The following is an 11,035-nucleotide window of genomic DNA, read 5'->3' as shown; positions in this document are numbered from 1 at the left end:
TAGCTTTGGTGTCTCAGGAGGTTGTCCATCTGGTCTGAACCGAGGAAGCTGAGGTTGCGAAGCTTCAACGTTTCCACGGAGAGACCAGATGAACGTCCACAAGAATGCGCCTTTGACGCCCACAGGTCGAGAGGCGATGGTGCGAGGCGTGGTCGAGGACGGACTGAGCCAGGCTGCCGCGGCTGACCAGTTCAACACGACACCGAAAACGGTAGCCAAATGGGTCGAGCGGTTCCGCGCAGCAGGTGTCGAGGGATTGCGTGATCGTTCCTCCAGACCCCTTTCATCGCCAAGCCAAACCCCGCGGGCCACGTGCGAGGCCGTCGAGGCGTTGCGCCGGCAGCGCCACACCGGCAAGCAGATCGCAGCCGAGGTTGGGCTGTCACGGGCCACCGTCAGCCGCATACTCCGCCGCCTGGGATTAAGCCGGACACGCGATCTGGAGCCGGCCGAGCCGGTGCGCCGCTACGAGCGCGAGCAGCCCGGCGAGCTGATCCATATCGACATCAAGAAGCTCGGCAGGTTCGTCAGACCCGGCCACCGCATCACGCACGATCGTCAGAAGGGTGAAAGCCGCGGCGCCGGCCACGAGTTCGTCCACGTGGCGATCGACGATGCATCGCGCCTGGCCTTCTCCCAGATCCGGCGTGATCAGAAAAAGGAAAGTGCCATCGCCTTCCTCAGGGAAGCCGTCGCTTACTACCGCAGCCTCGGTATGAAGGTCACCGGCATCATGACCGACAATGGCTCTTGCTACCGTGCCAAGGCCTTCGCCAGAGCGTGCGGGAAGCTCGGCCTCAGGCACATCTTCACCAGACCATATCGGCCCCAAACAAACGGCAAGGCCGAACGCTTCATCCAGACAGCGCTGCGCGAGTGGGCTTACGCTCGCTCCTACGACACCTCAGACCAGCGCGCCAAAAACCTGCCAATCTGGCTTCAGCACTACAACTGGCATCGCCCACACGGTAGTTTGCAAGCCAAACCACCCATCAGCCGCCTCCGTCTCCCGGAGGACGACCTGTTGAGATTCCACAGTTAGCGTAGCGTAACCCACCAGCTATCCCACCACTGGGTCGACAGTGGTGGGTTACGCCTTCGGCTAACCCACCCTACGCATCCAGCTATTGGCCTTGGACCGGTCGCGGCGGACGCGGCGCGGAGCGCGACGAGCGCGCGCCGGGCTTGGCCGCCGCGCGCGGAGGGGTATCCATGGATTCAAGGTACGAGGCGAGCGCCTTGGCGGAGTCGGAGCTGGTCGCGTAGTGATCCTTCAGGAACCAGGTGAGCGTCAGGCTGAAGCGGCCCTTCGCAAGTCCGCGAGGGCTGCGATGGCAGGTCGCGCAGCCGTCGGCGAAGAGCTTCGCCGGCGGTTTGCCGGCGTCAAGGTTCTGCGCAAACGCCACAGTCGCCGTCAGCACGGCGGCGGCCGCAAGAGTCACGAGAGGCGCGATGAGATCGCGCCCCGGTCGAAATAGCGTTGTCAAAATCGTCCCCTAACCCCGTCGCGCAGTCATGCCGCCAGCAGCTGATCGAATTCGGTCGGCGCATACGCCTTGCCGTCCTGATCGGTGATGACAACCCGCCACCCTTCGCTCGCCCACACCCTCGCCTTCGCAACGATGAGCAACCGGCTCTCGCGCGCGAAACTGTACTTCTCGTTGTCGCGTTCTGCGACCATTTTGTAGGCCAATGCCCATCCCCTTGCGTTACCCTGCACCGCCGCCCGTCGTGGCAGCGGGCTTTGGCGGCAATTCGCCGGACATGTGGCAATTTGGTGCCGTCCAGGGCAGCATTGTGGACCGACGCCGGTTCCGGCCGAACTACGCCAATCGCTGTCCGCTGTAGAGCCGCCGGCCGAGCCTAATCCCGCCGCAACCGCGACGGGCCTGATCGCGTGCGCAGCCGGCTCGGCTCAATGTACGCGGATGATGTGCGGACGGCCGAGATCGATCAGGCCCTGCACGGCCGACAGGCGATCGTCCAGCGCTGCGATCGTGAGCAAGAGATTGTTGCGCCGCTCATCGAGAAGACCGATCTCGGCGCCCGACAGCTTTGTGTCGGCCCGCTGCTTTTGGATGCCTTCGAGCGATTTGCGCAGTCCTGCGATCAGGCCGGTCAGTTGCTTGGCCTCTTTGGCCATCGAGCGCTTCGCGACATTTTGGCGGCGCGTCTCCGCCTGACTCTGTCTCATCGTCATCCTCCCGTGCCCCGCCTGCCCCGAGTGGATGGCTACATCTTTCGGTAGAAATCTTTCGATCGATGAAATCTGCCCGCGAAGAACTGTCTCAAATTGTACGAGCCTCGCGTCACGCTAAGCCAAGAAAAAAGCCCGGCGCGAAGGCCGGGCTTTTCCGAACAGCTATTGCTGCTTCTGATGGCCACCGGGGCCGCCGGCCGGCGCGCCGCCGCCATGCGGTGCGGCGTTGATATGCGGGGCACCACCACCGCCCACACGCGGCGCGGCGGGCGCCGCCGCGCGCGGCGCCGGCATCTGCGCATGGGCGTTCGCCGGCGAGCCGTGGCTCACATTGGGCTGTGCCATATGCGGCGCAGGGCGGGCGGTAGGCGCCGCCGACACACGCGGAGCTTCATGGGCACGCGCCGTCGGCTGTACGCGAGCAGCAGCACGACCCGCAGCCTGCTCGTGCGCGTTGATGCGCGTCTGCTCACGCGTCGTCATGCGCGCCTGCGCATCGCGCGGATTGCGGCTCTGCACGGTCGCTCGCTCGTGAGCGAAACGCTCGCTCGGGCCGACGCGGGTGCGATCGTTCGCAATCGCGGCGCCGGTTCGCGCGGTCGCGGCGTCACGTCGTGCCATGGCCGAGTCGCGACCGGAGATCGCGGCATTGCCTCTGACATCTGCGCCGGTGCGTCCGAGCGCGATCGCTGCGTCGCGCGTCGCCGCACGACCGATGCGGGCCGCGCGCGGATCAGGCGTCATCTGCGTCGCGAAGCGCTCACGCGAGGTCCAATAGTCATCCCAGTAGGCGTGGCGACGATACCAGGGCCGCCCCTCGTAATAGTTCGACCAGTACGAGCTCAGCACGAAGGGAACGACAGGCACGTCGATCTCGTCGGCAAAGTCGGGCAGATAGACGTAGTGATTGCGGTAGAGATATTCGAGATATTGCGACGATACCCAACCGCGATCGTCAGAGAAGCTCACGTCGCACCAGGCATTGCCCCTCAGGCAACCATGGATATTGACGCGGGCGCCCCCGGGGACGCGATCGACCAGGGGAAAGCCCGATCCCGGCCCGGCTCGTAAGCCCGTCGAGACGGTGATGATGCCCGGCGCGGCCAGTGCGGCCGTCGGCGCGAGCAGCAATGCGGCAAGCAAGACACTCTTGAATCTCATGACGTGTTCCTCCTATGCAGGTCGGAACGCCCGAGCGGAACGAGCGTTCCGCCCGCTGTCGCCGCATCCTTCAAAAATACTGGGGCGCGGCATGCGCGCCATGCGTCGAGTTCGATATTCATCCGCCGTTCATCGGTGAAGCGAATGACAGCGACGTGACCGTCAGTGCGCTTGCAACATGAAGGCGTCGAAGAACGACGCAAGCTCGGCAAAGCCGTCGAGCGGCAGCACATGCGCGACATACTGGTCCGGCCGCACCACGACCATGCAGCCCGCCTTGCGATCGATGCCGCGCATCGCAAAAATATCGTGGCCGCTGTTGAGGTCGGGACAGAACATCTTCTCGTAGTCGATCAGTCCATAGCGGCCTTTGCGCGGGAGCAGCAATGCCGGCATCGCTTCGATGGCGAGCTCGCGATGATCCTGCTGGAACACCGCGCGCAGATCGATCACGGCATCGATGTCGGCACCCACTGGCGTATATTTCCGGATCGGCGATGTCCGGTCCTCAGTGAGGAAGTTGCACAAGGCGCGAATCCCGGATCCAGCCGCGGCCGGATCTTCAGCGCGCGAGAACGCATAGATGCGGAAGCGGCCATCCGCCTGCGCGGCGTGGCCGAGATGCACCGGTTTGGCATCGCCAAGCCGGATCACCGGCGCGGAATGGAAGCGCTTGCCGATGACGAGACCTTCCGCGAGATGCTGACGGGACGCTGCGCCAGTGAGGATCGACGGACCGTAATGCGTCGCCGTGCCCGCCGTGTAGCGGCCGTGCCTCACGAAATAGTCCTGCGTCTTGGCCGCATCGGCCCCGCCAGCCTTGGCTGCCGAGGCGAGAATCCCTGCCCATTCACGATCGAAGTCGATCAGCTCTTTCGCAACGGCCTGGCGTTCGCCCGAATAGGAATGCAGCAGGCTTGGCGCGCACTGCTTCCGGATGACGGCCGCGAGCTTCCAGCCGAGATTGAAGGCGTCCTGCATCGACACGTTCATGCCCTGCCCCGCCTTCGGGCTGTGGGTATGGCAGGCATCGCCGGCGATGAAGACACGCGGCAGACGCGTCGTGACCTCATCCTCCGGCACGTCGTCGAACTTGTCGGTCAGGCGCTGGCCGATCTCGTAGACCGACCACCAGGCAATCTCCTTCACCTCGAGCTTGTGCGGATTGAGGATCCGCTGCGCCTTGGCGATCACGTCATCGGCGGTGATGTTGCGGTTGGCGACGCGTTCGCCGACATCGAGCTTGGCGAGCTCGACATAGATGCGGACCATGTAGCCGCCTTCCCTGGGAATGATGAGAAGACTGCCATCCTTGGCCGACTGGATCAGCGCCTTGAAGCGGATGTCCGGAAAATCGGTCACCGCCAGGACGTCCATGACGCCCCAGGCGTGGTTGGCGGAATCGCCGTGCAGATCGCGGCCGATCGACTTGCGCACCGTGCTGCGCGCACCGTCGCACCCGACGACATAGCGCGCCCTGATCGTCTCGATCTTGCCCTCGTTGTCGGAATCGAGCCGCTCGAGACGAACGGTCACCGCGCGGTCGGCGGCACCGGCGGCGGGATCGACCTGGAGGTCGAGCAGACGACGATTGTAATAGGGCTCGAGCTTCGCCTGTGATTTGCGCATGACGTCGAGAAAACCGTCATGGATGCGCGCCTGGTTGAGGATGACATGCGGGAATTCCGACAGCCCGTCCTCGACGTCCTGCACCCTGCCGCTACGGACGATGGTTTCCGGCGCCTTCGCGTCCGGCTTCCAGAACGTCGTCTCGTTGACCCAATAGGCTTCCGTCAGCACGCGTTCGCTGAAGCCGTAGGCGTGGAACATCTCCATGGTGCGACAGGCGATGCCGTCGGCCTGGCCGACCAGCAGCCGGCCCGGCTTCTGCTCGACGATGCAGGTCTTGATGTCGGGGAACTGGGCAAGCTGCGCGGCGAGCGTCAGGCCGGCCGGACCGCAGCCGACGATGAGCACGTCGACCTCTGCCGGAACGGCTCCTGCCGCGCCCGAGGGCTGAATGCGTTCGGCGGGATCGGCGATTTCAGGGTCGCCCGGCCTGAATCCATTGAGATGGAATTGCATGCGCACGTCTCCCTGGTCACGTTCTGTTTGGATATTGCTCAGTATGCTGACTATCAGTATACTTGTCAATGATCCGCCCTTCCCCGCGTCGAGGAGAATTCGATGAAAGACAACAACGACATGCCCGGGCATCTGGCGCGCCGGTTCCAGCAAATCGCGGTGGCGGTATTCCTGGCCGAGGTCGAGGAATCCGGTTTCGATCTCACGCCGGTGCAGTATGCGGCGCTCGCGACCATCAAGTCCAATCCCGGGCTCGATCAGGTGACGCTTGCTGGCCTCATCGCCTATGACCGCACCACGATCACCGGCGTGATCGATCGCCTCGTGCAGAAGGGTCTGGCCGAGCGCCGCGCCTCCAGTCGCGACCGCCGGGCCCGCGAGCTCGAGATCACCGACGAGGGCCGCCGCACGCTGCGCAGGATCACACCGGCAGTCGAATCCGCGCAGCGCATCATGCTGCGCGGTCTCACCGCCAAGGAGGGCGAGGAGCTGATGCGGCTGTTGCGCAAGGCCATCACCGCAGGAAATGAGCTCAGCCGCGCGCCGCTGCGCGACGTGCAGGCATGATCCGTATTTCTGCCGGTATTTGTCGCAATGCCGCGAAACCAGGAACTAACCTTCGGCTGCTACCGTCGGCGTCATTCGACGCTTAACGCGTGATTAACTTTGCTGACCAGGGGTTTCGGATGTTCAGGCTCGTCATTGCCGCTGCGGCGATCGCACTTTCGACCGGCCATACGCTGGCGAACGGACATGGCGGCGGCGATGCCCCTCCGCCGCCGAAGCCCGAGGCCACGACCGCGCCTGCTCGCGTCGTCCTGACCAAGCAGGGCCCCAAGCTCGTCGATGTCAAAGGCATGACGCTCTACTATTACGAGCGCGACACAAGCGGCAAGTCGTCGAACTGCAACGGCAAGTGCACCGAGAGCTGGACGCCGCTGGCCGCGCCCACAGATGCCAAGGCGGTCGGCGACTTCACCGTGATCAGCCGCAACGACGGCAGCAAGATGTGGGCCTATCGCTATCGCCCGCTCTACACCTCGCCTGCCGACAAGGCTCCGGGCGATGTCAACGGCAATGCCACCACCCTGCAGTGGCGCATCGCGCGCCCCGAGGAATAAGCCTCGGCACTCAGTTGCTGAGGATCACGCCGTGCTGATGTCGCGACGGATGATCGGCGCCGACGAGCGTGTTGGGATCGGTCGCGATCACGTCAGGCAACGGCAACGGCACGATGCCGGCGAAGCGCCCGCAGAGTGCGCCCATCACGGCTCCACAGAACGCTGCCGGGACCAGCAGGACGGTGAGGAGCGGCACCACGAACGCAAGCAGCAGCATCCAGGCGACCGCGATCGCAGCTCCGATCGCCGCGTAGTGCCGCGTGCGGCGCCGGCCCATCGCCCGCGCGATGTGATGCACGCAAAGGGGCGGCCCCTCACCCGCGCCAGTTCGCTCCGGTCCCGGCTCGCGCATTCTGCCCGGGCGGCAGCACAACCACAGTTGACCCGAGCTTCACTCGATCGAACAGATCGATCACGTCCTCATTGCGCATGCGAATGCAACCGGATGAGATCGCCTGCCCGATATATTCGGGCTGGTTCGTGCCATGGATGCGGTAGAGCGTGTCCTTGTTGCCGGCATAGAGATAGAGCGCCCGCGCGCCGAGCGGATTGGCGGGACCGCCGGCAACGCGCGGCGGATACGGACCGAGCCGCGCCTGGATTTCCGGAGTCGGAATCCAGTCTGGCCACTCCGCCATCTTGCCGACCCGCGCCACGCCGGAGAAGGCCATGGCTTCCTCGCCGACCGCAACGCCGTAGCGGATCGCTTTGCCGTCGGGCAGCACGTAGTAGAGGTAGCGCGCATCGGTATCGACCAGGATCGTGCCGGGCTGCTCCTTGCGCGAATAGTCGACGATGTGGCGGAGATACTGCTCCGGCACACTCGCCTGCGCGTAGGGTGTATGCGCCAGCAATTGCCGATCGCGCGGCGTCATGCTCGCGTCGGTCGATGGCGAAAGGGTTGCCTGCATGCAACCGCCGAGCGGCAGCAAGGCAACAGCGAATACAGCTATCAATGATTTTGTCACCGCCGGCCCCATAGCGGAAAAGAAGCACCCCCAGCCACTCTAGATGCTGCCCAAATCGTGCAGAAAACAAGGCAATGCGGAACACGTCCGCGTGTTTTTGCGGCCGGGTTCCATCACCACAAACGGCGGGGAAGCGTCGCACTGTCTCCATCTCGCCGCCTTGCTTTGGTCAAACCCGGCTGGACTCGTGCGGGTCGGGGTGTGGGCTGGCTCAGTTCAATCGATCGGCTCGCGCAAATGCGGACGACCAAGTCTTCAACGACAAGGGTTCAAAGGAGCTGCGATGCTCGCGACGCTGAACAGCAAGCAAATCGTCGATGAAATCGTGAAGGACACGATGAAGGACAACGATCCGCACGACGCGCTGCAGATTTCGCCGGATGTGATCTTTGCCTCGCGACCTGGCAGCGAGGCACCGGCCTTGGCGCCGGAGGTTACGCGGGCGCCAGAGGTTGCGACGGCGCCGGAGGTTGCGAGCCGTCCCGAGCCCAAGATGAATCTGGCCTCCGTGACACCGGCGGTTGCGCCCTCCGTCGATACGGCGGTTCGTGCGGCTGCCGGCGATCTGCCTGGCAGACGGAAGCGATCGTCGATCGGCAAATGGCTCAGCGGCGCGTTCGTCACATTCCTGTTTGCCGCCGGCAGCGCTGCAGCCACGGTCGCCTGGGAGAAACACGGCGATACCGCGAAACAGATGATCGCCGAATGGGTGCCGGCGCTGACGTCCTCGCTCACCTCTGCGACGCCTCAGACGACGCCAGTCGCCGAGCAAGCCGCACAACCCGTTCCCCAAGCGCCAGCGGACCAGATCGCCGATCAGCCCGCAACGCCGCCCCCTGCTCCAGCATCACCCGCCGCGTCTCAAGCAACACCACCCGCTGTTCAAGCGGCGCCGCCCGCGGCTCAGGATACCACTGCAGCAGCCGCACCGGATGCAACGCAATCGGTGCAGACGATGACGCGCGATCTCGCCGCGATGGCCAGGCAGATCGAGCAGCTCAAGAGCAACATCGCCGAACTGAAGGCTGGACAGGAGCAGATGGCTCGCGAGATGGCGAAGGCGGCGATGCCGAAGGCGGTCGAAGCGAAGCCCGTCGAGCCGCCGCGCGCGAGAGTCTCCACCCTGCCGGCACGGCCAGCGCCTCCGCCCGTGCGCAGGCCGAAGCCGGTCGCGACATCGGCCTACGTGCCGACATATGCGCCGGCGCCGATCGCACCTCCACCGCCATCGCAGGCTGTCGCGGTTCCGCCGCCGGCCGCTGCGCCGATTTCTTCGCAGACCCTCGCCGATGATGACGGACCTGTCGTGCGTCCGCCGATGCCGGTGCGTTGAACGCAACAGGTGCGACTCATCGACGACATGTCGCGTGCATGTGTGTGCACGACGCTGTCCGAGTCGATGTGATGGTTTGAGTCCGGACGACTACGGTGACCAAATGCCGAGGTCGCCAGCGAAAGAGAAAAGGCCGTCGGGATCTATGCCGCCGGCCTTCTCTTGCAACTGCCGGTTCCCGGAGCCCGGTTCTGTTGCAATTCCATAGCGTGATCATCGCGCTGACATGTTTAATAAAATCTTAACGCACTTGAATGCTGCACATGATTTTTGCGCCATAAGCACAGAGATTGCGCGCGCGATTCATTCGGGAAAGATCGACTCAGTGGTATCATCCGAAGTGGGTTGAGACGTGTCGTGACACTTGGCGAATTCACACTGGGGAATTCAAATGCCCTACTACAATTTCGACCTCGTGGTTGGTGGAGAGTTCAAGAACCAGGGCGGCATCATCCTCGAGGATATCGAGGTGGCCTCTGATCGCGCCGATCAGTTGGCGTGCGAGCTGTCGCAGGTGAAGCCCGAGCTCCAGAAGAAGGGCTGCTCGGTGCGCGTCACCGATCGCGATCACAACGAGGTCTATCGCACGCCGCTCGATCCGGTTCCGGCCTGGCAGCGCTAGGCTCACGGGTCCAGGACAGGCGCCTCGAACCAGTTCGTCAGCGACAGCCCGCCATCGACGACGATGGCAGCACCGGTGACGTAAGCTGACACCTTGTTCGACAGCACCGCCAGCGCCATCGGCGCGAGATCTTCGGCTTGACCAAGACGGCCGAGCGGAATGTGTCTGGCCAGCGAAGCATCGGCCACGAAGCCGCCGGCCGCGATGGCGCCGGGCACCAGCGCATTGACCCGAATGTTGTAGCCGCCGAAGCTCTTGGCCAGCTCCCGCACCAGCATCGCCATTGCTGCCTTCGCCGTCGAATAATGCGGCAGATTGCGCGGTGTGTCCGCGTGCAGCGAGGTGAGGAACAGAAACGAACCCACCCGTTCTGCAACGATGAGACGCTTGGCGATTTCGCGCGCCAGATGAAATCCAGCGTCGAGATTGACGGCGTGCATCTCCTGCCAGGTCTTACGATCGACGGCGAAGGCGTGATCAGCCTCGCGCCGAGGTGGAGAGGCACTATGGACGAGATGCGTCACCTCGCCGAGCGCCGCATTGGCGGTAGCAAGGAGCGCATCGCATGCCCCTGGATCGGCCAGATCGCCGACCCATGGCACCGCCAGATCCGGTCTGCTGCTCGCGCCGATGGCCGCCTCGACCCGCTCTGCGCTCACATCGGCGAACACGGTGCGCACGCCCTCGCCGACTAGGCGGTGTGGACTCTAAGGATTCCCTTTTGAGAGCAAATCAGATTCAAGGCTTCTTTTTGGGAGGCGGCCTTGGGTGTGATGGATCGTTTGGTGTTGAGCGACGCGGCCTGGGAGCGCATGGCGCCGCTGATCATAGGCCGGCCCGACCAGAAGGGTTCGACCGGGCGGGACAACCGGATGTTCGTGGAAGGTGTGCTCTGGATCGTGCGTACAGGCTCTCCCTGGCGCGACCTTCCGGAGGCGTTCGGAGACTGGAACAGCGTATTCCGGCGCTTCAGTCGATGGAGCATCAAGGGTGTTTGGTGGCGGATCTTCGAGGCGATGTCTGATGATCCAGACTTCGAATATCTGATCGTCGATTCCACCATCGTCCGGGCGCATCAGCACGCCGCCGGGGCGAAAAAAGGGGGTCTGAAGATCAGGCGCTTGGCCGCTCGCGCGGCGGCCTGAGCACGAAGATACATATGGCCGTTCGCGGCTTGGGGTGTCCTGTACGGTTCACGCTCACCGCAGGCCAGAAGGGCGATGCACCACAGGCCGCCGCATTGATCGAGGGACTGCCGGCCGAGGTCGTCATCGCCGATACAGCCTATGACGCCGATCATTTGCGCCAAGACATCGCCGCCAAAAAGGCGCTCGCCGTCATCCCCAACAACCCGTCACGCGCCCTCAAATATCCGCTCGACAAACATCTCTATGCCCAGCGCCATCTCGTGGAATGCTGCTTCTCCAAACTCAAGCAGTTCCGCCGCGTCGCTACCCGCTTCGAAAAGACCGCCCGAAATTACCGAGCCGTCGTCACTCTCGCTGCCATCGTCCTATGGATGCGATAAGTGTCCACACCGCCTAG

The 11,035-nt window shown here is 64.0% G+C and carries 13 protein-coding genes and 1 pseudogene; 6 read left to right on the top strand and 8 right to left on the bottom strand.

All coding sequences use genetic code 11. The features are described from left to right. Positions 1 to 88 precede the first annotated feature (88 nt). Positions 89 to 1,042, top strand: a complete 954-nt coding sequence (locus tag AXW67_RS00185; protein WP_063675718.1) for an IS481 family transposase — start codon at positions 89 to 91, stop codon at positions 1,040 to 1,042. 82 nt (positions 1,043 to 1,124) lie between these two features. Here AXW67_RS00185 and AXW67_RS00180 read toward each other — a convergent pair whose 3' ends face one another. From AXW67_RS00180 to AXW67_RS00160, 5 genes are all read right to left on the bottom strand, one after another. After that, positions 1,125 to 1,487 carry a hypothetical protein gene (locus AXW67_RS00180; protein WP_063614271.1) on the bottom strand — a complete coding sequence of 121 codons (363 nt, stop codon included), beginning with the start codon at positions 1,485 to 1,487 and terminating at the stop codon, positions 1,125 to 1,127. Between the two features lie 26 nt (positions 1,488 to 1,513). Beyond that, complete coding sequence (locus tag AXW67_RS00175) at positions 1,514 to 1,720, bottom strand: hypothetical protein (RefSeq protein WP_027556048.1); 207 nt, start codon at positions 1,718 to 1,720, stop codon at positions 1,514 to 1,516. A gap of 195 nt (positions 1,721 to 1,915) precedes the next feature. Beyond that, the gene (locus tag AXW67_RS00170; protein WP_027556049.1) at positions 1,916 to 2,194 is read right to left on the bottom strand and encodes a hypothetical protein; all 279 of its coding nucleotides are present in this window, start codon (positions 2,192 to 2,194) and stop codon (positions 1,916 to 1,918) included. 168 nt (positions 2,195 to 2,362) lie between these two features. Continuing rightward, complete coding sequence (locus tag AXW67_RS00165) at positions 2,363 to 3,361, bottom strand: SH3 domain-containing protein (RefSeq protein ID WP_063675716.1); 999 nt, start codon at positions 3,359 to 3,361, stop codon at positions 2,363 to 2,365. A 162-nt stretch (positions 3,362 to 3,523) separates the two neighbouring features. After that, the gene (locus AXW67_RS00160; RefSeq protein WP_063675715.1) at positions 3,524 to 5,446 is read right to left on the bottom strand and encodes an FAD-binding monooxygenase; all 1,923 of its coding nucleotides are present in this window, start codon (positions 5,444 to 5,446) and stop codon (positions 3,524 to 3,526) included. 102 nt (positions 5,447 to 5,548) lie between these two features. Here AXW67_RS00160 and AXW67_RS00155 point away from each other — a divergent pair, with 102 nt between their 5' ends. Then, positions 5,549 to 6,013, top strand: coding sequence for a MarR family winged helix-turn-helix transcriptional regulator (locus tag AXW67_RS00155; RefSeq protein WP_063675714.1), 465 nt, complete (start codon positions 5,549 to 5,551; stop codon positions 6,011 to 6,013). 119 nt (positions 6,014 to 6,132) lie between these two features. Next, on the top strand, positions 6,133 to 6,567 hold the full coding sequence (locus AXW67_RS00150) for a COG4315 family predicted lipoprotein (RefSeq protein ID WP_063675712.1): 435 nt from the start codon (positions 6,133 to 6,135) through the stop codon (positions 6,565 to 6,567). A gap of 10 nt (positions 6,568 to 6,577) precedes the next feature. On the opposite strand, the gene AXW67_RS00145 is transcribed toward AXW67_RS00150, so the two are convergent. After that, a complete protein-coding gene (locus AXW67_RS00145; RefSeq protein WP_063675710.1) occupies positions 6,578 to 6,865 on the bottom strand; it encodes a hypothetical protein in 288 nt (95 codons plus the stop codon). A 16-nt stretch (positions 6,866 to 6,881) separates the two neighbouring features. Then, positions 6,882 to 7,478, bottom strand: a complete 597-nt coding sequence (locus AXW67_RS00140) for a L,D-transpeptidase (protein WP_198024854.1) — start codon at positions 7,476 to 7,478, stop codon at positions 6,882 to 6,884. 340 nt (positions 7,479 to 7,818) lie between these two features. Here AXW67_RS00140 and AXW67_RS00135 point away from each other — a divergent pair, with 340 nt between their 5' ends. Continuing rightward, positions 7,819 to 8,868 (top strand): hypothetical protein, encoded by a 1,050-nt coding sequence (locus tag AXW67_RS00135; protein WP_063675708.1) that lies wholly within the window; start codon positions 7,819 to 7,821, stop codon positions 8,866 to 8,868. A gap of 391 nt (positions 8,869 to 9,259) precedes the next feature. Next, positions 9,260 to 9,490, top strand: a complete 231-nt coding sequence (locus AXW67_RS00130) for a DUF6894 family protein (RefSeq protein ID WP_027556057.1) — start codon at positions 9,260 to 9,262, stop codon at positions 9,488 to 9,490. A gap of 2 nt (positions 9,491 to 9,492) precedes the next feature. On the opposite strand, the pseudogene AXW67_RS00125 reads toward AXW67_RS00130, so the two are convergent. After that, positions 9,493 to 10,185 (bottom strand): annotated as a pseudogene (locus AXW67_RS00125) (SDR family NAD(P)-dependent oxidoreductase); the annotation flags it as partial. A gap of 69 nt (positions 10,186 to 10,254) precedes the next feature. Here AXW67_RS00125 and AXW67_RS39925 point away from each other — a divergent pair. Then, a protein-coding gene (locus tag AXW67_RS39925; RefSeq protein WP_145927316.1) for an IS5 family transposase occupies positions 10,255 to 11,018 on the top strand; the annotation gives its coding sequence in 2 pieces (ribosomal slippage) (positions 10,255 to 10,590 and positions 10,593 to 11,018; 762 coding nt in all). Positions 11,019 to 11,035 lie beyond the last annotated feature (17 nt).

The sequence above is a fragment of the Bradyrhizobium neotropicale genome (assembly GCF_001641695.1).
Lineage (GTDB): Bacteria > Pseudomonadota > Alphaproteobacteria > Rhizobiales > Xanthobacteraceae > Bradyrhizobium > Bradyrhizobium neotropicale.
This window is presented reverse-complemented; position numbering and strand designations above follow the sequence as displayed.